The sequence below is a fragment of the Archangium minus genome (genome assembly GCF_044360475.1).
Classification (GTDB): Bacteria; Myxococcota; Myxococcia; order Myxococcales; family Myxococcaceae; genus Archangium; species Archangium minus.
Map to the genome: position 1 here is coordinate 220,101 of NZ_CP043494.1, position 20,595 is coordinate 240,695.

Consider the following 20,595-nt stretch of genomic DNA (forward strand, 5'->3'; position numbering starts at 1 on the left):
ATGTCGCGTCGTCACTTCCGCTGGAGTGCTGTCCTGCTGCTCATGTCTGCCTGTGCCACCTCGCCCAGACCCGCGTCCGGGGAGGGGTCCGGCAAGGCCGTCGCGCAGAACGTGCGCTCCGTGCCGGATACCCGAGCACTCCGCTTCCTCTCGCCCTCGGAATTGATGAAGCGGATAGAGGCTTCTCCGGTTCAGTACCGCATCCATGAGCTCGAGACCCTGAAGGGCATTGCCCCCGAACAACTTGTGGACTTCGTTTGGCCCCATGGTCCCGAGCCTCTCGATTTTCCGAGGGTCGCGCTGGCCGCGGACGGCACGCGGGTCGTGAGGTCGGCGGAGTTCGATCCCCGCGCGTTGGCGCTCATCTCTCAAGCCGAGCCGCACTACCGAGCCAAACGCTACGCGGAGGCGGAGAAGCTATATGTGCAGGCGCTCGCGAAGGAGCCGGACAACTACCTCGCGACACTCAATCTGGGAGACGTGGCGCTCTTCACGGGTGACCCAAAGACGGCGCTCACGCGCTACGAGCAGGCCACTCGCATCAACCCCGACGACCATCGCAGCTACTTCTTCCGGGCCACGGCGCTCGGGCATCTGGGCCGGTTCGGCGAGGCACGTGACATGTATGCCTGGGCCCTCACGCTCCGTCCCGAGCATCCGTACGTGACGGAGGCCATCACCGCGAATGCCGACACGCTGGGCGTCCAGCTACAACCCCGCGTGCTGCGGCCCCGAGCCCTCGCGCGGCAAGAGAGCGATGGGGTCTCCGTTCATGTGGACGCAGAGTCCGCCTGGTTCGTCTATGGGCTGTGCAAGGCGTTCTGGCTCGGAGAGGAAGGCCACCGAGAGGAAATGACGGGCGAGCGCACATACCACCCCACCAACATCGAGGAGCTCGAGTGCCTGAGCCTGCTCGGCGCCGTCTACGAACAGTTCCGCGAGGAAGGAAAGATGCGGGACCCGGCCCTGGATCGTTTCCTGAGCATCGTGGAGGCGGGCTACGGTTCGGAGCTCATCCTCTACGAGGTGCTCGCACGGCAGGCGCCCCACGTGGCGCTCACCCTCGAGCCCAAGGACCGCGAGAAGCTGCACCAGTACGTGCTGCGCTACGTGATTCCGCTCGAGGCCGGGAGCGGCTCCGAGACTGTCTCCCGCTGAGCGGTGGGAGGCGGGTGTTCAACACCCGGGAGCGCCCGCTCGGCTACCTGGCTCGTCCTTCGGGTCAGGGCGGCTTCAGCGGGCCGATTTGTCCTTGAATTGGAGCGCCACCACCTTCGGGCGAGAAGGAGGTCGCTTGCTCATGATGCGTCGAATCGCAGTCGCTCTTGTCTCGCTCGTGCTCACCTCGCCTGCCTGGGCCCAGGACCAGGAGCACCAGCACTCCCCTCCCGCCACGGGTGGCTCGGGCACGCCCATGGACATGTCCAAGATGGGGCCGTGGAGCCGTAAGCCCACCAACGAAGCGAAGACCCGAAAGGAGATTGAAGCCTGGGTCAAGGAAGGCGATGCCCTCATGAAGCGGCGAGACTTCGAGGCAGAGCTCGCTCGGGCCGACTTCCCGGTCTACATGGCGACCGATGACAGCAAGGGCGTCCCGAAGGCCGAGACGTACGACCGTCAGAAATACGTGGAGATGATGAAGCCCATGTTCGAGCAGATGCCCACGGACATGCAGGTGAACCACAAGCTCGGCATCACCGTGCTATCCGACTCGCTCGTCAACTTCACGGATGACTACACGATGACCATGGGTGGCCAGAAGTACTCCGGCAGGAACGCCGGGCTCCTCGTGAAGCGCGATGGCCAATGGAAGTGGAAGGCGTTCTTCGAGGCCGGCTGGGGCGACATGCCGCCCACCGCGGTCGGTGGCTCCGGCACGCAGGGAGAGCAGGAGAAGTCGAAGTAGGGCTTCTCCGGCGAGCGCAGTGGCCGGGTCATGGGAGCAGGGGGTGAACCTCAGCCCCGTGGCTCGGCCTTCTTGAAGCGCAGCTTCTTCATCTCCTCGAAGCGCGCTCGACTCCGAGGAGGGGTTGTCGCCACGAGCCCCTCAAGCATGCGCTTGGAGCTCTGGAAGATCTCCTCGACGGCGACCTCGAAGGCGTCGGCGTTCTGCTTCGACGGCTTGCGCGTGCCGGCGATCTTCCGGACGAACTGCAGCGCCGCCGCGCGGATGTCCTCGTCGGTGGCGGGCGGCTCGAAGTTGAACAGGGGTTTGATGCTTCGGCACATGCCTGGAGGTTAACCTTCCCGACTCCAGGAGATCCACGCCTGGCTGCTCACCTGACGTCCGGGAGCCTCTCGAGCATCAGCATGGGCCCGCCTTTGTACGTGCCGCGTGCGAACTCGTGGAACCCGCACTTGTGCGCGACCTTGAGGGACGCCTCGTTCGGCGGGTCGATGATGCACACCATCCGCTCCGGACCGAACCGGCCTTCCGCCCACTTCAGCGCCGCGCGCACGGCCTCGGTGGCGAACCCCTTTCCGTGTGACCACGGTGACAGCACCCATCCCGCCTCCTTGGCATCCCCGAGTGACGGTTCGATGTCACGCCGGAAGTCCGCGAAGCCCACCTCGCCGACGAACCGGCCCGTGCTCTTCTCGCGCACCACCCAGAACCCGAACCCCATCAGGTTCCAGTGGCCCACGTAGCGCAGCAGACGGGCCCACACCTCCTCCCGGGTGGACGGCTTGCCACCGATATACCGGGTGACCTCCGGGTTGCTCCACAGCGCGAAGGTGTCCTCGTAGTCTTCGAGTCGATGGCCGCGCAGCGTGAGGCGCTCGGTGTCGATGGCGGGGATGATGTCGGGCATGGGCTCTCTCCTGTGCAGTTCACGGCCACTGTAGATGACGCACAGGAGAGATGGGGGACTCTGTGGGACGTGCCCGGGCGTTTAGCGCTCATCGCGATCGCGATAGTTCACCGGCACGAACGTGTAACCCCGTTCCTCCTCGCGGATGTGGCCAATCCCCGGGTAGGGCAGATGCGGCGCTGCGACCAGGGAGCGGTGGCTCGCCGCCGTGGCGAACTGCGTCTCCCGCTGAGCCGCGGCGTCCCTGGGGCTGACGTCGTAAACAATCGTGATCGCCGTCTTCGGGAACTGCACTGCGGCCACGTGGACGATGTCGCCGATGAACGTGATTGACTCGCCCCGACTCTCTACCCGGTAGAAGCCATGCCCCGGGGTGTGGCCGGGCGTCGGGATGGCCTTGATGCCGGGGAAGAGCCAGGTCTCCCGGGTGAACGCGTGAACCTTCCCGGCCTTCATGTACGGCCCGACCGTCTTGACCGCCTCCTCGAAGTACTTCTTGTCATAGCCATTGACGCCGCCCTGGTTCGCGGGATTGAGGAAGAAGTCCAGGTCTGGCTTGCCGACGTGCACGGTGGCATGGGGGAACACCCTGTTGCCTTCGCTGACGAGCCCGCCGCTGTGATCCGTGTGGATGTGCGTCAGCAGGATGTCGTCGATTTGCTCTGGCGCGTATCCCGCCAGCTTGAGGCTGCTGAGGAGCTTGCCGCCATAGCCCGGCCCGAACAAGCCGCCGGCGCCGGTATCGACCAGGATGAGCCGGCTCCCCGTGTCGATCAGGAAGGCTGTGATGGAGGTCTCGACAGGATTGCTCAAGAACGCATGGTGGAGCAGCTGGTCGACCTCCGCTGGGGATGTTCCCCTGAGGAGCGCGTGCAGATCCTGCGGCACGGTGCCGTCGGACAGCGCGGTCACCTCGAAGTCACCGACGCGGTAGCGATAAACCCCCGGTACCTGGGCTCGCCGTTGGGCCACGCTTGTTCCGTGGGCGGGCGGCGCCGCCTGGGTGGTGAGCGGAAAGGCGCCGGAGAACAGGGTTGCTGCCGCGACCACGCTGCCGAGAAAAAGTCGATGGAATCGCATGTCTTCTCCCATGGGAAGGCCGTGGGGTTTCGTACGAACCACGGTGGTGGATACATACGGTTGTGCAGCGCTCAGCGTGAGTTGGGCGCGTTTATAGGAGGTATAGACGGGATGGATATCCGGCGGTCGGACCTGCCCTTGCTCATTTCATTGGACGTGTTGCTCGAAGAGCTGAATGTGACACGTGCGGCCCGTCGGCTGAACGTGAGTCAGCCGGCGCTCTCCGCGCAGCTCGGGCGCTTGCGCGAGCTGTTCAAAGATCCCTTGCTCCTTCCGTCCGAGGCGGGTCGCGGAATGACCCCCACGCCGAGGGCGCTCGAGTTGCAGCCGGCCTTGCACCAGGCGCTTCTCGACCTGCAAAGCGCCGTTGTGCGCCGCGTTGAGTTCAACCCCCAGGAAGCGCAGCGTCATTTCACGATCGCGCTCAACGACAACATCTTCACGAGCATCGGCCTCGCCGTCGCTCGCGACGTCCTTGCGCTTGGCGGCCCCGGCATCCGTCTCAGCTTCGTTGCGCCGACCGAGGAGAACCTGACCTACCGAATGGAACGTGGCGAGATCGACCTCTATGTCGGTCTTTCATCCAAGATTCCCGAGGCGCTCAAGAGTCGTCTCCTGCTCTCCGACGAGTTCTGCTTCGCGCAGCGCAAGGCGCATCCAAGAGGCAAAGAGGCTCCAACGCTCGAAGACTATTGCCAGCTCAGCCATGTCATTGTTTCCCAAGGGGGTAGCTTTCATAGCGCGGTCGACGACGCCCTCGCGCGGCATGGCAAGGTGCGCCGTGTCGCCGTCACCGTCCCGAACTATAATCAGGTCGCACTTGTCCTCACCGATACGGACTGTGTCGCCACACTCCCCAGCAGGCTTCTGCGACGCTATGCGTCAGGACTCGACTTGCTGCAACTGCCCTTCTCCATGCCATCATTTGATGTCGCAATGGGTTGGCATGCCCGTGCACAGCACGATCCCGCGCATCAGTGGTTGAGGGAGCGCTTCGTTCGCGCGGCGACCCACCAGACGTCAGCCTAGTCTTCCGTGTGCTTTCTCTTACCCTCTCACTCTCTTGGAGGGTAGGGATAATGTGAGTTCAACAACCTTGAAAGCCTTGAATTCGAGAATTGTAGACGAGCAGTTCGGAGTGTCTTATGTGCGGCGCTGTTCAAAGCCAACACACGATTCAAGGGAGACCTCATGCTGAAGAGATTGACCCAGCTGCTTTCCTGTTCCGCGCTGCTCATGTCCGGGTGCATGCCCATGGAGGGAGAGGACTCTCTGGATGAGAGGGTCCTGCCCAGGGTGGAAGGCGCGGCGTGCACCATTCCGAGCTTTCCCAAGGGAACCACCTGGATTTGGGACCTCGAGAACAGCTCCATCCCCACGACGCTCAACGCCCAGGTCTACGTCGTGGACCTCTTCGGGACCACGAGCGCGAAGATTCAGGAGTACAAGAACGCTGGCAAGAAGGTGGTCTGCTACTTCAGTGCTGGCTCCTTCGAGAACTGGCGGGAGGATGCCGACGACTTCCCGAGCGACACCTATTGCAGCCCCGGCGAGGACTGCAACGAGTCCATCCACATCATGGGCGACTGGTGCGAGAGCGGCGGGGGCTGCGAGTGGTGGTTGGATCACCGCAAGCCGGCGGTGCGGACCGTGATGGAGGCGCGCCTGCAACTGGCGCGTGACAAGGGGTGCGACGCGGTCGAGCCGGACAACATCGATGGCTACGCGTACAACGACGAAATCTCGTGCACGGATCAGGCCTGCTGGGGCCTCACGGCTGCGGACCAGCTCGCCTACAACCGCTGGCTCGCGGATACGGCCCATGCCAAGTGTCTGGGCATCGCGCTGAAGAATGACGTTGAGCAGGTTCCCCAGCTCGCCTCGTCCTTCGACTTCGCCATCAACGAGGAGTGCCAGAGGTACAAGGAGTGTGGGGTCTACAAGACCTGGTTCGCGAACCAGAACAAGGCGGTCTTCAACGCCGAGTACCGCGTGGACGCGGGCGGCGACACCATGAGCTGGACGTCGTGCACGGGGACGCAGTCGACCTGCGCCTGCGGAGAGCGTGACTTCGCTCAGGGCGACATGCGGACCCTGGTCTTCAAGACCTCGAACGTCCGCTACAACAACGTGGCCATCACCTGCGGGTAGCCCGGAGCGCGCCCGGTGGAGACACCGGGCGCGCTTGACCTCAGGTGACCGGGTAGATGACGTAGGCGGCCGTACCGCTGTAGCTTGTGTTGCTCCAGCAGCCGACACGGATTTGAGGTGGGTATTGCCTTCTACAGTTCTGAGCCGCCAATGGGTCCTGGCCCGCTACATCCGTGAGCTGCCCCAGGAGGAGGACTTCCGCCTGGAGACCGTTCAGCTTCCGCCCCCGGGTGAGGGCGAGCTGCGGGTGAGGACGTTGTATGCGTCGGTGGATCCAGGAGCCCTCTCGCGCTTGGGCGGAGTGGCCTCGTACGCGCCGCCGCTTGGGCTCGGGGAGCCCATGACGGGCGCGGCGGTGGGCGAGGTGCTCGAGTCGCGTCACGAGGGCTTCGCCCCGGGAGACAGGGTGGTGGGGGCGTGGGGCTGGCGCGAGCACGCCGTGGTGGGGGCGCGCACGGTGCGCAAGGTGGAGGCGGGGGCCTGGCCGGTCTCCGCGGAGCTGGGGGTGTTCGGCATCCCAGGGCTGACGGCCTGGTTCGGCATCCTGGAGCTGGGCAGGCCTCGCGCGGGGGAGACGGTGCTGGTGTCCTCGGCGGCGGGAGCAGTGGGTTCCCTCTCCGGACAGCTCGCGAAGCGGCAGGGCGCGCGCGTGGTGGGAATCGCGGGGGGGCCGGTCAAGTGCCGCTGGTTGTTGGACGAGCTGGGCTTCGACGCGGCCATCGACTACCGGGCCGAGCCGGACCTGGAGGCGGCGATCCGCCGGGCGTGTCCCGGGGGCGTGGGGGTCTTCCTGGACAACGTGGGCGGGGCCGTCCTGGACGCGGCGCTGCCGTGCATGGCGATGCGGGGGCGGGTGGTGGTGTCGGGCCTGGTGGCCGATTACGGCGTGCCACCCGAGCGGCGCGCGGGGGTGAAGAATACGCCCTTCTTCATCACCCACCGGCTGAGGATGGAGGGCTTCGTGGTGTACGACTACGCCGAGCGCTTCGCGGAGGCGCGCGCGGAGCTGCGGCGAGGGGTGAGTGACGGAACGCTGCGCTACCGCGAGCACGTGGAAGAGGGATTGGAGGCCGCGCCGCGCCTCTTCGCGGGCCTCTTCCACGGGACGAACTTCGGACGCGCGCTGGTGCGGGTGGGCCAGGAGTAGGCCCTGCGCCTGCGCGGGCCTGGCCACTTCGAGCCGTGCCTGGCCTCAAGGGGTGGAGCGCCCGCCAATCTCGGGGAAGCGTTCGTAGGCCCGCTTCAGCGCGTCCAGGTGCGCGGGGTTGTCCAGGTCGAGCGGAGCCTCGGTGAGCCGGACAACCCACCCGCCCGTCGCGGTACTCCATGAGCGCGAAAGCAGCTCCGCGTCGCGGGCGGGATCCGGAAAGCCGATGGCCCGTGCGGAAGCTTCCGACCAGTAGTTCAGCCACCCGAGACAATGTGGAATCTCGGGCGCGGGGATGGCGTTTGGGAGCTTGAGCACTGGCAGCCCCCGTGGTGGCTTTGGTGGCCCATACATCTTCGGCCCCATCTGCTCCGCAATGACAAGCATCACGTTTCCCGGCGTTATATGTCCCCACAAAGCCTGTGCACCCTCTGCCACACCTGCCAATACACCCCCCGCGGCAGCGATAGCGGCTTCCTCCAGCGGCAACATCGCATGGATTTGAAGCTGCGGCTGGGCGCCCGGATAACGGCCCGCCGGGATTTCCCATCCGCCTAGCGTCACGACATGGTTGTCATCGTCATTACAGAGGAACGGGAAGTCCCCATCTGTTCTCTCTCTTTCGACCCACTCATCTCGTTGGGGCAAAGAGACGAGTCCCTCTTCCTTGGACATCGTCCATCCCAGGTGCAAACCAGGGAAAGCTCGTTCCATTCCATGAACGATGGCGAGTCTGCGCTCATCATGATTCATGAGCGAAGGCGCGTAGACATTGAGGGTGAGGGAATTCTCTGTGTCTGACATTTCAACACCAATTCATGACTGCTACATCAAGGCTGGGGTCTGCTCGGAACAGAGCTGCTTTGTGTGCTTCGCTACGAACGCCGACGACAAATTTGAAGCCACATTCCTCGGCAAGCCTTCGTTCTCGCTGTATTTCCGGCAACTTCATTTCGACGAAGAACTGCTGCGAGCGAGGCGGTTGTTTCTCAAAGTCATCCGTTTTGACCTCCCAGAGCGTGCGCGTGGCCAGTTGCAGCGCGTCGAAGTTCTTCCCATTCACGTACACATCCCCACCAGGGAAGGTGTTGCCCGGCATCTTGTCGGCGCATTCGTTGTGCGGGTCATGCCCGCCACGGTGGCGCGGCAAGGGGATGGGCTTGCATCGCGGGTCGTCTTCTTCCTGGGAGAGGGTGGTCGCGGGCAGCTTTCGCGGTGACGGCTCCCGGGCCGGTGCTTTCGTCGCACGAGGCTGGGCCTCAAGTTCCACCATGAGTTGCCGCGAGGACTCCGAGACGTCCCGCAGCCGTGCCTCAAACTCCCGTTGAGCGTCGACCCAGGGCGGGCGGCTGTCAGACTCCGGCCCGGCGGTGCTGGAGGGCCAGAGCAGGACGAGGGCCACGAGCACCGGGCCCACCCTGGAGAGCGCTAAAGGGGCCTCGCTTGCGCGTCCAGCCTGGGCGAGGCCCTCGGCTCCCCTCACCACCTTAGCGGCTTGCCCGCTCGTCCTCGCGGCGCGGGAGAAGCGCTCGAAGGCCCGTTCCGCTGCGGTGAGCTTGCGGTCCAACTGTTCCCACTGACGCGGCTCGATGTCTTTGCGCGCCCGAGACAACAGTGCCCTGGCCTTGTCCAGGTCCGCCTTTCCAATCCACGACCGAGCCGGTGTCGGCTCCATCGGCGCGGAAACGAGCCGGATGCGTGGGCCCGAAGTGGAAGTCGACGCGAAGGCGTGGGGCTGTGGCATCGACTGCGGGGCGGGCGCGCTAGCGCAGGCGGTGAGCAGCACCAGGAGTGCGCTCCAAGTTCGCAAGCGCATCGTCACGTCCTTTCATCAAGCGAGGGGCAGGCTCGCTACTGGAGGTGGTCGGCGAGCGCGCCAACTCGCCCATGCTGTCCTCACAGTATGGCGGTGGTCTCTTGTCACGCTCCGGCATGGCTTCTCACTCCAGCTTCGGCTCCGAGGAGGGAGTCCACGCCTGCCGGACTTTGGGAAGGGGAGCCGTGGAGCCCACCTTACGCCACTCCTCAAGCACAGGGGGAATACCACTGTCCAACTGGCTTAGGATTTTCTGCGAGCGCGAATGACCAGCGCCTGGTAGGGCCGCAACTGCAACTCCTGCGCGAGCTCCTGGGTGGGGTAGTTGTTGCTGAGCACCTCCCCGTCGACGAACTCACTGGGAATCCGGTACACGCCTGGCCGGTCGCAGAAGTGCCCGACCACGAGCACCCGGGTGTGTGCGTCCTGCCGGACGTAACTGAAGACGGTGGGATGCTCGGCATCCAGGAGGGTGAAGGTGCCGTCCCGTACGACCGGCAGGGACTTACGCAGCGCGATGGTGTCCCGATAGTGGTGCCAGACGGAGTTCGGGTCTGCCTCGGCGGCCTCGGCGTTGATGTCCGGGTAGTTGGGGTTCAGGGCGATCCACGGGGTGCCTTCGGTGAAGCCCGCGTTGGCTCCCCCGGACCAGTGCATGGGCGTGCGGGCGTTGTCCCGCCCCCGAGCGTGCACGCTCGCGAGGATGCGCGCGTCGTCCCAGCCGTGCTCGTCGCGCAGCATCTTGTAGGCATTGAGGGTCTCGATGTCCTTGTAGTGGTCGATGCTCTCGAAGGACACGTTGGTCATCCCGAGCTCCTGACCCTGGTAGATGTAGGGCGTCCCCTGCATGAACAGCAGCACGGTGCACAGCAGCTTCGCGCTCTCCACTCGGTACTCCCGGTCGTGCCCGAAGCGGGACACGGCGCGCGGCTGGTCGTGATTGTCCCAGTACAGGCTGTTCCAGCCACGGCCATGCAATCCCGTCTGCCAGCTCGCCAGCACGCGCTTGATGGCTGGCAGGGTCAGCGGTGGGTTGCTCCACTTGCCGCGCTCGGCGGCATCGTCGCCGAGGAAGACGTGCTCGAAGTGGAAGACCATGTTCAGCTCGCCGCGCTCGAAGCCGCAGTACAACGCGCTCTCCGCGGGTGACACACCGGGCGTCTCGCCGACCGTCATCACGTCGTAGTGGGAGAGCACCTCGCGGTGCATCTCCTGGAGGAACTCGTGGATGCGCGGGCCGTTCAGGAAGTGTGGCTGGCCATCGGTCAGGTTCGTCCCGGGGAGGGGCCGGCCCTCGGGGAAGTCGGGGTGCTTGCTGAGCATGTTGATGGTGTCCATGCGCCACCCGTCCACGCCCTTGTCGAGCCAGAAGCGCATCATGTCGTGCACCTCGCGCCGCACCCGGGGGTTCTCCCAGTTCAGGTCGGGTTGCTTGCGGCTGAAGAGGTGCAGGTAGTACTCCCCGCTGCGCTCGTCCTTCTCCCAGACGGAGCCGCTGAAGTATGACTGCCAGCGGGTGGGCGGTTGACCATTCCGACCCTTCCTCCAGATGTAGTAGTCGCGTTTGTCGGAGCGTGGGTCCGCTCGGGACTCGACGAACCAGGGATGCTCGTCGCTGGTGTGGTTCACGACGAGGTCGAGCATGAGCTTCAAGCCGCGCGCGTGGACCTCGCGCAGGAGTTCGTCGAAGTCGGCCATGGTGCCGAACTCGGACATGATGGCGCGGTAGTCGGAGATGTCGTAGCCGTTGTCATCGTTGGGAGAGGCGAAGATGGGCGACAGCCAGAGGACGTCCACTCCGAGCCGCTTGAGGTAGTCGAGCCGCCGGATGATGCCGCGCAGGTCGCCGATCCCATCCCCGTTGCTGTCCTGAAAGCTGCGAGGGTAGATCTGGTAGACGATGGCGTCTTTCCACCAGGGGATGTGGGGCGCGTTGGGGGTCGTCATGTTCGTCTCCGAGTAGGAAGTGCCGCGACAGCTCTACCAAGGCGCGGCACTTCCCGCACGGGGATGAACCCGCGCGAGTCTCCCACTGGGCTATTGGGAACGCGTGCTCAGCATTCCAGGACCCACTCGTCCTGCCCTGCACGTCCGCGTGCGCCGGTGCACACAACGAGAAGCCATCCACAAGAGGAGCTTGCTCCAGGTCCGATGCAGGGTCGAAAAGCTGCTAGATCGCGCTAAGCCTCCCCCGACAGAAACCCCTGGTGATGATCATGAAACATGCATGGATGGATCGACGTCTGGCCTGGTTCACCCTCACGCGCCGCAATCTCCTGAGAGGCGCTCTCGCGGCAACCCTGGCGGCAAGCGTGCTCACCGCATGCGAGGATGACGACAAGGTCACCCACTGGTACGGAAGCTGGAGCGCTTCGCCGCAGGACCACAACGAGCCGTTCCCGGTCCCTCCACCGCCCAGCTTCTTCAACCACCAGACGATCCGACAAGCCCTGCGGACCTCGATCGGTGGCGATCAAGTCCGCGTACGCTTCACCAACCTGTTCGGTACGAGCCCGCTCAAGATCGATGGGGCACGCATTGCGCTCAGCGCGGGCGGCTCCAGCATCCAACCGGCCTCGGACACCGAGCTGCGTTTCAACGGGAACGCTTCCGTGACGATTCCGGCGGGCGGCGAGCTGTGGAGTGATGCCTCGGAGCTGAAGGTGGGGGCAGGGGAGGCGCTGGCGGTGAGCCTGTTTCTTGCCTCTGAAACCGCCGTGTCCACGGTGCACGCGTATGGCCTGCAGACCCACTACGTGGTCGCAGGCAATGCCCTGTCCACCGAAACCCTCTCGGGTGCTGAAACACGCAGCTCGTACTACTTCATCTCGGGCGCTGATGTGCGGAGCAGCGCCAGGGCCAACGTGGTGGTGGCCTTCGGTGATTCCATCACGGATGGGGTGGGCACTACCCCGGACACCGCTCGCCGGTGGCCCGACTACCTGTCGCGTCGCCTGCAACCGGATGGGAGTGCGGGCACCGTCAGCGTCTTGAATGCGGGCATTTCAGGCGGCCGGATACTCAACGACGGTTTGGGGCCCAGTGGCGTCACCCGCTTCGAGCGAGACGTGCTGGGCCAGACCGGCGTCACCCATGTGATCTTCCTGCTGGGCATCAATGACATTGGCGCGGGGGCCTTCATTCCGGAGCAGGCCGTGACGGTCGAGCAGATGACCGCGGGCACGCAGTCGCTGATCGACAAGGCCAAGGTCAGGGGGATCAAGGTGCTGCTGGGGACGCTGCTGCCCTGGAAGGGGGCAGATGCCGGCGGTGTGCCCTATTACTCGGAGGAGGGCGAAGCCAAGCGTCAGGCCTTCAATGCCTGGGTACGCGCCAACACGACAGTCGATGGTGTGGTTGACTTCGACCTGGCCTTGCGCGATCCAGCCAATCCCCTGGCCCTGTTGCCAGCCTATGATAGCGGCGACCACCTGCACCCGAGTGACGAGGGCGCCGAGGCCATAGCGAATGCGGTGGACATTCGCCTGCTCAAAGTGCAGCCCTGACAGCCTTTGACAGCTGGTTCGCAGGGAGGCGCTCGCCGCAGAGGTGCTCCCCCAGGGCGGGGACTACCACCCCGGGAGAGCAGCTCGGACGTTTCGAGCGCTGACCCCGTGACTCAGGGCCGGATGCGGCCCATGCGCCCGCTCTGGTAGTCCTCGAACGCCTGGATGATCTCCGTCTGGGTGTTCATCACGAAGGGCCCATAGCGCACCATGGGCTCTCGCAGCGGGACTCCGGACAGGAGCAGGAGCTGGAGCGGCGCAGTCCCCGTGTTTGCCAGCACCACCGAGTCCGCGTCATTGGCGAACAGCACCGCCTGCCCGTCCACCACGGGTGTGGCCTCGGGGCCGAAGGTCCCCTCGCCCTCAAAGACATAGGCGAAGGCGTTGTGGTCCCGGGGCACCGGCTGCTCAATGCGGCCTCCCGGCTCGAGCGTGAAGTGCAGGTATTGGATGGGCGTGCGCGTGTCGATGACCGCGCGTACGCCGAGCGACTCGCCCGCGATGACCTTCACCCGGACCCGGCCATCCGGCGTCGAGGCCACTGGGATGCGCCCGGCAGGAATCTCCTGGTAGCGCGGCGCCATCATCTTGTCGCGCCGGGGCAGGTTCACCCAGACCTGGAAGCCATGCATGCGCCCGCCCTTCTCGGCGAACTCGCGCGCCGGCATCTCCGAGTGCACCACCCCCGCTCCCGCCGTCATCCACTGCACGTCCCCCGGACCGAGCTCTCCGGCGTGGCCCGCCGAGTCCCGGTGCTGATGCCGCCCCTCCAGGATGTAGCTCACCGTCTCGAACCCCCGGTGGGGATGGTCCGGCGCGCCCTTCGCCTCGCCCGGCGGCAGCTCCACCGGCCCCATCTCATCCAGCAGGAGAAATGGGTCGAACTGCATGAAGCCCGGAATGGGGAAGGGTCGGCGCACCAGGAAGCCCTCGCCCTCCAGCGTCTGCACTGCCTGCACTACCTTCACGACGGAACGCGTGCTCTTTCCCTGGGACATGACTGCCTCCAATTTGGTTCGAACCTGAATGGTTCGTACTGGAACTAAATGCGCGAGCGGAAACTTCGTTGCGGGGCCTCGTGCCGCTCAGTCCCCGGACAGGGAGAGCCCCAGCTTCTTGCAGAGCGCGCCGAGCTGCTCCTGCTCCTCGGCGGTGAGGGCCCCCATCAGCGCCGCGATGTGGGCGGCATGGGCCGGGAACACCTTCTCGATGAGGCTCCGGCCCTTCGGGGTGAGGCTCACCACCACCACCCGGCGATCCTCTGGGCTGCGCTCGCGCTGTATCCACCCGTTGCGCTCCAGGTTGTCGAGCACCGCGGTCATGTTGGGGTTGCTGCGCAGCAGCTTGCGGCCTAGCTCGCCCTGGCTCATGGGCCCGAGGTGCAGGAGGGCCTCCAGCACCGCGAGCTGGGGCGGCGTCATCCCCTGGCTGGCGAGTTGCCGCTGCAGGTGGCTGCCCAGCGTCTCCACCGCTCGGGTCAGCTTGACGAACGTGTCGAGCGCCCGGGTCTCCCTCGCGCTGCCCTTGTAGTGCGTCGGCATCGTTCAGTCCCGAAAGGTTCGTACTGGAACTAACAAGGAGCGGGCGCGGGCGCAAGAGGGGGCCCTTGGGTCCCTCTGGGGGCGACGGCCCGATCGCTCGCTTTTCTCCCCGGTCCAGAAGCTCCCGCGCTGGATGGTGGGTGCTATCAAAGAAAAAGCCCCGGGCGTCCTGGTGGGACGCCACAGGGCTTTTTCATTCGAGAAGGGAGCCTGGCTTTAGCAGCACCTGCAGCTCGTCTCATCGCGGCAGCAGCCGTTCGAGCAGTAGCAGTCCTTCTTCCCATCCCGCGACGAACAGCTGATGTTGCCGCCGCCGATGCCAGTGTCGTTATCGAGCACGGGGCCCTGGATGATCTCCGTGGACTGAGTCGAGGACGCTTCCTGCTCCGCGGCGGAGTCGTGCTTCGCCAGCTCCGGGGAGTCCGGGTGGAAGGACTGCGGCTGCTGCGCCCCCGGCGTGAAGCGATCCACGGTGGTTCCATCCCCCGTCGCGTTGCCACAACCGACGAGTCCAACCACTGCGGCCATGACAACCAGAATTCGTGCGGTGCTCATGCGTGCATGCTCCTTGGTGAGTGGGTGAGACGCTGGTGATTGACTGCCGACCCAACACCCCGAAGACGAGGTGCTGGGCCTGGACCGCTACTTCGAACGACCTGGGGACGTGCCGCGACGCTGCGCCTGGCGATCGTCGGAGTGCCAGGATGGATTCGTCCGGCTCCCATGGTTTCCCCACAGACGGGAACTGTCTGGCTTGTACACGCTGCGAAATATTTAATCAACTCTTGTCAGTTGAGAGGGGTTGTTGCTTGTCAGGCTACAGATTCAAATGGGTCCCCGGTTTGAGAGGGGTTGTTGTTTGTCAGGCTACAGCTTCAATCGAATGGATGGGGTGAAGGGCGTGCTGTTGAAAGCAGCCCGTCCTGCACGAGCTCGCGGTAACTAGCGTGGATTGTTGGCGAGGACGAAGGGCCGGAGGCGATGCCCGTCCGGGTCCTCGACCACGAAGGTGAAGCCAAAATCCATGTCGGTGGGCTCCTGCACCACCTTGAGGCCGAGCCTGGTCCACTCGGCATAGGTCGCGCGGACGGCGTCCTGACTCTCTTCGCTGAACGAGAGCTCGATGCCTCCGGCGGGCTTCGGTGTCGGCTCCACCTCGTCGGCAAGCCAGAGGCCGATTTTCAAGCCGGTCGGCAGGACATAGAGAACGAAGGTCTTGGTCTTCTCGACCGGCTCGCGGCCGAGGAGCTTCGAATAGAGCTCGGCGCTCTTGAGCGGATCTCGGACGGCCAGCAGCAGGTAGTTGAGGGTACGCATGGGCATCTCCATCGGGTGGATGGAGAGGGTTTGCACCTTGCGACTGTCAGTTTCCGGCAGTAGCGGGAAGGTTCTGCCTGGCCCGCCACTCCTTGACCAGCACGGCACGGCGGCGCGGATAGCGCTCGTCCTTGGGCTCAACTGACAGGATGCGGTCGACACGGAAGGCGCGGTAATCCTGCCGGAGCTCGCACCAGGCCGCGAGCACCAGCACCTTGTCGAAGAAGCCGATCAGCAGTGGCCAGAGGGTACGGGTCGTGTGGGCGCCGTCATTGTCGCGGTAGGTGATGAGGAGCTTCTGCTCCTTGCGGATCGCCTCGCGGATCACCGCGGCATCAATGGCGACCGGCTCGCCGCGGAACATCGGCACGGTGAGGGTGGCGGCATCGACGCTCTCGCGGAGGTCGTCAGGCAGGACGGCACGGATTTTTGCCACGGCGTTACCCGCCGCGGCCCCGAGCCGCGCATCGCCCCGCATCGCGACCCAGCGCGAACCGAGCACCAAGGCCTCGAGCTCGTCGGCCGAGAACATCAAGGGCGGGAGGGTGAAGCCGGGGCGGAGCACGTAACCGAGGCCCGGCTCTCCCTGGATATGGGCGCCCTGTGCCTGCAGCGTCGCGATGTCGCGATAGAGGGTGCGGAGGGAGATGCCGAGCTCCTCGGCTAGCGCCGGGCCGGTGATCGGCGCACGGTGGCGGCGCAGCAACTGGAGGAGCTCAAGCAGACGGGCGGCTCGGGACATGGAGGGGAGGGTAGCGCAATAGGCGCACTCCGTTTCGAGTGGCTTTGTGCGACACTCGCGTTGGCTGTTCGTCTCCTGGCAGGCGCCTGAGTCTCATGGTTCGGACGATTGGGTTGGCATGTATACGCCAGCAGCTCCCAACACGTCGTATAGCCAGTGGGGGTACGTGTCGCTGGGGACCTCCGGCTCAATCACTTTCACAGCGCCAACCACTGAAAGCGTCTACGAGTTCCGCTTCCTGCTCGATAACGGCTATACCAGCGTTGCCAGCACCCAGTTCACAGTGGATATTCCCTCTGTTTGTCGTGCGCTCGGCAGCGGTGACCCGTATTACCCGACCTGGGTTCGTTGCTGTGACAACGCGGACCAGTCCCAGAGCTATTGGACCCACTCCGATGGCTCTGGCGGCTGGTACGCGGGGAGCTGTTGGTCCTGGGGGGTACGTCCGTAGCCTCCGGGCTTCTCTCAAAGGGCGACAGGAGAGGGCAGCGTTCGGAAGTCCTCCGCGAGCCACTGCGGCTCTTCCCTGAGCAGGACGTCGCGGGGGAACGAGGTGGTCAATGCAAGGCACCTGGCGCCAGCGGCTCGGGCGGCACGGACCCCGAGCACGGCGTCCTCGACCACGAGGCACTCGGTGGGCGGCACCCCCAGCGCCGAGGCCGCTTTCAGGTACACCTCGGGGTGGGGCTTGCCCTGGACGACATCCGCCGCCGTCACCCGCGCCTCGAACATCTCCAGCAGGCCCAGGCGTGACAGGGCGAGCTCGGCGTTCATGGGCATCGCGCTCGTCCCTACCGCCCGGGGTACTCCCGCACGCCGCAGGGCTTCGAGGAACTCCCGCACGCCGGGCACCGCGGACACCGGCGCGGTCTCGAGCGTTCGGTTGAACAGCGTCTCTCGCTCGTGCACCAGGGCGGCCACCTCCGCCTTGGTCCGTCCCTCGCCGAACCAGGCCTGCAGCACGTCCTCGGCGCGACGCCCATTGGTGGCGAGCAGTTCGGCCTCGCTCGGGACGTAGCCGCGTGCGCGCGCGAACTCGTCCCACACCCGGTAATGCAACTCCATTGTGTCGATGATGACGCCGTCCAGGTCGAACAGGACCGCGGCGAAGGGGTAGATGTGCGACTTCTGCGTGCCTGTTGTTGCCGAATCGTGCATAGTCACAGGAGGTAACATGCACGATTCGGCGACTTCAAGCCCGAATGAGGAAGGTGGGAGGTCAAACGAATGCTCACCGAGGAGCGGCGCAGGAGGATTCTGGAGACCCTGGCGAGCGACCAGCGGGTGGTGGCGAGCGCCCTGGCAGCCGAGTTCGGCGTGTCGGAGGACACGGTGCGCCGAGACCTGCGGGAGCTCGCCGAGGAGGGGCTGCTGCGGCGTGTCTATGGGGGGGCGGTTCCCCGGACGCCCATCGCGCCCACCTACTCGGGACGGCGGAGCGAGTCGGTGGAGGCCAAGAGCGCCATCGCCGCCACCGCGGCGCGCTTCCTACGAGCCGGGCAGGTGGTGTTCTTCGATGCGGGGACCACGGCCAGGGCGGTTGCGACGCAGGTGCCGCGGGATTTAGCGCTGACCGTCATCACCCACAGCCTGCCGGTGGCCGCGGTCCTGGCGGAGCATCCGACGGTGGAGGTCATCGTGCTGGGGGGACGGCTGCTCAAGGAGGCGCAGGCCATGGTGGGCGCCGAGACAGTGGACGGCTACCGGCGGATCCGCGCGGACCTGTGCGTGTTAGGGGCGGCGAGCGTGCACCCGGACATCGGCCTGGGCGCCTTCGCTCATGAGGACGCCGAGGTCAAACGCGCCATGGTGGGGGCGGCCGCGGAGGTCATGGTGGTCGCCGCGGGCGAGAAGCTGGGCACCACCTCGCCCTACCTCATCGGGCCGCTCTCGCTTGTAGACCGACTGGTGACGGACAGCGCCGCACCGGACGAGGTTCTCCAATCCCTCACGCATGCGGGCATTGAGCTCGTGCGGGGCTGAGCGAGCTGGCCAGGGCTAAACCAGAGCACGGGGCTCGTCCCGCGCACCCCTGGCCCCACCGCTCATGTGACATTCTTGTCTCAGCGCCCCGGCCCTCACGAATGCGCCGGCTGGCGGCATTGTGTTGACTTTGTCTCATCAACCGCCTTCACTCGTTTCGCCAGGGTTCTGGCAAGACCACGATTTCGGAATCGAGTGAGAGGGGGAACACCATGAGGAATGTGATTGCAAGCCTGCTCACGTTGGGCGTGATGCTCACGGGCTCGGCGCACGCGGCGACGCGCATCGACGTGCTGTCGTACATCCTGCCGGGCTGGCCCTCGTCGTCGACGGGCATCAAGTTTTCCAACATCACGGACAAGGGCAATCCGTGGCGGACCTACTCCAACAGTGGTGGCAACGTGGGGGAGCGGCTCAACGGGTTCTTCATCACCAAAGGCGCCATCGACTATCCGTACTCCGCCTCGAAGATCTGGAACTTCGAGCAGATGATCTACGACTCCAACTGGATCTACCTCGTGCGTGACACGAGCTGGACGTCGCGCTGCTCCGACAACAACCACATCGCGGGCATGCTGCTGTTCACCTACGAGAACAACCAGTGGCTGCGCGGCGGGCGGCACTTCCCCCGCTTCATCGACGATGGCGCGAAGGTCTCCACGGGTCAGAAGTACATCCAGGGGGTCGAGCGGAAGACGAACTCCACCGACAACGCGCAGGAGGGGCGCTGGTGCGACGCCCAGTACGCGGGCTGGACCTCCAGTGAGATCCAGGCGACCCTGCTCGGGCAGCGCACGCTGGGGACCACCACCTTCAACGACGTCCTCTCGCTGAAGGTCGTGGGCGGCTCCGGGACGGGGGACGAGTGGTGGTTCGCGAAGGGCTACGGTCTCATCCGGTTCACGGACGGGACGCAGACCGAGCAGTTCACGAAGATCACCAACCCCTACGAAGTCGTCGTCCGCATCCCCTGCGAGCCCAGCGCTCCCTGCATGTGAGCAAGGCCTCATGACCGCGCGTGTCGGTCCGCGGCTCGCTTGAATTCTTTGACACCCTTGAAGCCCGGCTCTACACGCGAGCTCACTCCATACCCAAGGAAGTCACGATGCGCTTCGCGCTCCCCCTGGTCTCGCTGCTGTTCACGGCTGGCCCCACCCTCGCCGGCCCCACTGATGCCCCCCCGAAGGCGGAGGCTCCCGCCGCGGCGCCAGCGCTGCGCTTCGCGTGGCCCACGCCGTCTCGGGTGACGGTGACCGAGCGAGCCCTCAAGAAGGGCAAACGCGCGGTCATGCGCTACGACGCGGTGCTGTCGGCACGTCAGGGCGGCGGATACGAGCTGAAGCTCGACAACTTCCAGTTCCTGGAGATGGAGGGGCGAGATGTCACGAAGGGCGAGCAGCCCCCGGGGTTGAAGGCGGCCACGGCGCTGGCCAGCGCCATCCCCACGCTGGTGCTCTCGAGCGACGGCCAGGTGGAGGACCTCGTGGGGTTCGAGGAGACCATGGAGCGCAGCCTCGCGTTGGTTCCCGAGGAGCAGGGCATGCGCGAGCAGATACGCAAGGTGCTCGCGCAGCCGGCGATGGTCCAGGCGATGAAGCAGAAGGCGGGCGACTTCTGGAACGCGTGGGTGGGGGCGTGGACGGGCCTGGACCTGGCCGCCGGCCAGGAGCGCTCGGGCACGGTACCGATGCAGCTGCCCTCGGGGTCGGTGGACAGCGTGATGACGGTGCGCCACCGGGGCCCGGACGCGGACCGCAAGGGCGCGGTGCGCCTGGAGCTGGAGACGGTGCTCGAAGGCGAGCCATTCCGCAAGGCGATGGCGGGCATGGTCGCGCAGATGGCTCAGGGCGCGAGCGCCCCGGGCAAGGCACCGCCGGATTTCGACGCGATGCTCAAGTCGGCGCGCCGCGTCTCCACCGTGGAGGTTGTGACGGACGGCGCCACGCTGCGTCCCTACAGCGTGCGCACCGCTCATGTGACGAAGCTCCAGGTGGAGGACGAGGTGCGGGAGGAGCGCGAGGAGCACGAGTACAGCTTCGCCTGGCCCGAGCGGAAGGCCGGCAAGCGCCGCTGAGCGGACCACCAACCCTGCCGCCGGTAGAGGCGTTTGACTCGCTTCGCCGGCCCCAACAACGAGAGGGGTTCGGGGCTCCTGAACGACTGGACTTGAATGGCTTTCAAGGTTGTCGGTCAGGAGCGTGCTGAAGTTCGCGTCCGTACTCACGAGGTGAATGTTGCGCCAGAGCACAACGCTACTCTTCGTGAAGGCAGCCGGCTTCGTATGCACGAGCTATACATGGGCCCTCAGCCCCAGCCGACAAGGCCAGTGCCCGTAAAAGATTCGAGCAAGCTCAGTTTCTTGGAGAAGGAGCGATTCGCGCCCAGCGATATTCGATAATGGGCTTGAACGTTCTATCTCCGGACTCAACGAAATCTTGAAGGGCAGTGATGTAACTTGACCGGGCTGACCCCGCCTCATGAAAGGTCGCGAGGGGTGGG

Annotated in this window: 21 protein-coding genes; 9 read left to right on the forward strand and 12 right to left on the reverse strand. The window is 65.4% G+C overall.

Annotation, left to right across the window (positions count from 1 at the left end):
- Both F0U60_RS01010 and F0U60_RS01015 read left to right on the forward strand, forming a co-directional pair.
- Entirely contained in the window at window positions 1-1,158 is a 1,158-nt protein-coding gene (locus F0U60_RS01010; RefSeq protein ID WP_395812946.1) for a tetratricopeptide repeat protein, read from the forward strand.
- A 142-nt stretch (window positions 1,159-1,300) separates the two neighbouring features.
- Complete coding sequence (locus F0U60_RS01015) at window positions 1,301-1,906, forward strand: hypothetical protein (protein ID WP_395812948.1); 606 nt, start codon at window positions 1,301-1,303, stop codon at window positions 1,904-1,906.
- 50 nt (window positions 1,907-1,956) lie between these two features.
- Here the strand turns inward: F0U60_RS01015 and F0U60_RS01020 are convergent, their stop codons facing one another.
- The 3 genes from F0U60_RS01020 to F0U60_RS01030 all read right to left on the reverse strand — a co-directional run bounded on the left by F0U60_RS01020 (window position 1,957) and on the right by F0U60_RS01030 (window position 3,893).
- Window positions 1,957-2,229, reverse strand: a complete 273-nt coding sequence (locus tag F0U60_RS01020; RefSeq protein ID WP_395812950.1) for a DUF2277 domain-containing protein — start codon at window positions 2,227-2,229, stop codon at window positions 1,957-1,959.
- 47 nt (window positions 2,230-2,276) lie between these two features.
- Window positions 2,277-2,813, reverse strand: coding sequence for a GNAT family N-acetyltransferase (locus F0U60_RS01025; RefSeq protein ID WP_395812952.1), 537 nt, complete (start codon window positions 2,811-2,813; stop codon window positions 2,277-2,279).
- An 81-nt stretch (window positions 2,814-2,894) separates the two neighbouring features.
- Window positions 2,895-3,893: an MBL fold metallo-hydrolase gene (locus F0U60_RS01030; protein ID WP_395812954.1), complete on the reverse strand. Its 999-nt coding sequence runs from the start codon at window positions 3,891-3,893 to the stop codon at window positions 2,895-2,897.
- A 111-nt stretch (window positions 3,894-4,004) separates the two neighbouring features.
- Here F0U60_RS01030 and F0U60_RS01035 point away from each other — a divergent pair, with 111 nt between their 5' ends.
- From F0U60_RS01035 to F0U60_RS01045, 3 genes are all read left to right on the forward strand, one after another.
- A complete protein-coding gene (locus tag F0U60_RS01035) occupies window positions 4,005-4,922 on the forward strand; it encodes a LysR family transcriptional regulator (protein WP_395812956.1) in 918 nt (305 codons plus the stop codon).
- A 162-nt stretch (window positions 4,923-5,084) separates the two neighbouring features.
- Window positions 5,085-6,044: an endo alpha-1,4 polygalactosaminidase gene (locus F0U60_RS01040; protein ID WP_395812958.1), complete on the forward strand. Its 960-nt coding sequence runs from the start codon at window positions 5,085-5,087 to the stop codon at window positions 6,042-6,044.
- 124 nt (window positions 6,045-6,168) lie between these two features.
- A complete protein-coding gene (locus tag F0U60_RS01045; RefSeq protein WP_395812960.1) occupies window positions 6,169-7,191 on the forward strand; it encodes an NADP-dependent oxidoreductase in 1,023 nt (340 codons plus the stop codon).
- Window positions 7,192-7,236: 45 nt separating this feature from the next.
- Here the strand turns inward: F0U60_RS01045 and F0U60_RS01050 are convergent, their stop codons facing one another.
- The 3 genes from F0U60_RS01050 to F0U60_RS01060 all read right to left on the reverse strand — a co-directional run bounded on the left by F0U60_RS01050 (window position 7,237) and on the right by F0U60_RS01060 (window position 10,954).
- Window positions 7,237-7,995, reverse strand: a complete 759-nt coding sequence (locus F0U60_RS01050; RefSeq protein WP_395812962.1) for a DUF5953 family protein — start codon at window positions 7,993-7,995, stop codon at window positions 7,237-7,239.
- Between the two features lies 1 nt (window position 7,996).
- Window positions 7,997-8,977 carry a DUF6310 domain-containing protein gene (locus tag F0U60_RS01055; RefSeq protein WP_395812964.1) on the reverse strand — a complete coding sequence of 327 codons (981 nt, stop codon included), beginning with the start codon at window positions 8,975-8,977 and terminating at the stop codon, window positions 7,997-7,999.
- A gap of 273 nt (window positions 8,978-9,250) precedes the next feature.
- Window positions 9,251-10,954 carry an alpha-glucosidase gene (locus F0U60_RS01060; protein WP_395812966.1) on the reverse strand — a complete coding sequence of 568 codons (1,704 nt, stop codon included), beginning with the start codon at window positions 10,952-10,954 and terminating at the stop codon, window positions 9,251-9,253.
- Window positions 10,955-11,223: 269 nt separating this feature from the next.
- Here F0U60_RS01060 and F0U60_RS01065 point away from each other — a divergent pair, with 269 nt between their 5' ends.
- On the forward strand, window positions 11,224-12,513 hold the full coding sequence (locus F0U60_RS01065; protein ID WP_395812968.1) for an SGNH/GDSL hydrolase family protein: 1,290 nt from the start codon (window positions 11,224-11,226) through the stop codon (window positions 12,511-12,513).
- Window positions 12,514-12,626: 113 nt separating this feature from the next.
- On the opposite strand, the gene F0U60_RS01070 is transcribed toward F0U60_RS01065, so the two are convergent.
- The 6 genes from F0U60_RS01070 to F0U60_RS01095 all read right to left on the reverse strand — a co-directional run bounded on the left by F0U60_RS01070 (window position 12,627) and on the right by F0U60_RS01095 (window position 17,271).
- The gene (locus F0U60_RS01070; RefSeq protein ID WP_395812970.1) at window positions 12,627-13,511 is read right to left on the reverse strand and encodes a pirin family protein; all 885 of its coding nucleotides are present in this window, start codon (window positions 13,509-13,511) and stop codon (window positions 12,627-12,629) included.
- 87 nt (window positions 13,512-13,598) lie between these two features.
- A complete protein-coding gene (locus tag F0U60_RS01075; protein ID WP_395812972.1) occupies window positions 13,599-14,054 on the reverse strand; it encodes a MarR family winged helix-turn-helix transcriptional regulator in 456 nt (151 codons plus the stop codon).
- 216 nt (window positions 14,055-14,270) lie between these two features.
- Window positions 14,271-14,609, reverse strand: a complete 339-nt coding sequence (locus F0U60_RS01080; RefSeq protein ID WP_395812974.1) for a hypothetical protein — start codon at window positions 14,607-14,609, stop codon at window positions 14,271-14,273.
- Between the two features lie 387 nt (window positions 14,610-14,996).
- Window positions 14,997-15,371: a VOC family protein gene (locus F0U60_RS01085; RefSeq protein ID WP_395812976.1), complete on the reverse strand. Its 375-nt coding sequence runs from the start codon at window positions 15,369-15,371 to the stop codon at window positions 14,997-14,999.
- Window positions 15,372-15,417: 46 nt separating this feature from the next.
- Window positions 15,418-16,113, reverse strand: a complete 696-nt coding sequence (locus F0U60_RS01090; protein ID WP_395812978.1) for a helix-turn-helix transcriptional regulator — start codon at window positions 16,111-16,113, stop codon at window positions 15,418-15,420.
- A gap of 465 nt (window positions 16,114-16,578) precedes the next feature.
- Window positions 16,579-17,271, reverse strand: a complete 693-nt coding sequence (locus F0U60_RS01095; RefSeq protein ID WP_395825921.1) for an HAD family hydrolase — start codon at window positions 17,269-17,271, stop codon at window positions 16,579-16,581.
- 69 nt (window positions 17,272-17,340) lie between these two features.
- Here F0U60_RS01095 and F0U60_RS01100 point away from each other — a divergent pair, with 69 nt between their 5' ends.
- The 3 genes from F0U60_RS01100 (at window position 17,341) to F0U60_RS01110 (ending at window position 20,170) form a co-directional block, all read left to right on the forward strand.
- A complete protein-coding gene (locus tag F0U60_RS01100; RefSeq protein WP_395812980.1) occupies window positions 17,341-18,096 on the forward strand; it encodes a DeoR/GlpR family DNA-binding transcription regulator in 756 nt (251 codons plus the stop codon).
- A 212-nt stretch (window positions 18,097-18,308) separates the two neighbouring features.
- Window positions 18,309-19,094 carry a hypothetical protein gene (locus F0U60_RS01105; RefSeq protein WP_395812982.1) on the forward strand — a complete coding sequence of 262 codons (786 nt, stop codon included), beginning with the start codon at window positions 18,309-18,311 and terminating at the stop codon, window positions 19,092-19,094.
- Between the two features lie 107 nt (window positions 19,095-19,201).
- Window positions 19,202-20,170 carry a hypothetical protein gene (locus F0U60_RS01110; RefSeq protein ID WP_395812984.1) on the forward strand — a complete coding sequence of 323 codons (969 nt, stop codon included), beginning with the start codon at window positions 19,202-19,204 and terminating at the stop codon, window positions 20,168-20,170.
- Window positions 20,171-20,595: the final 425 nt, after the last annotated feature.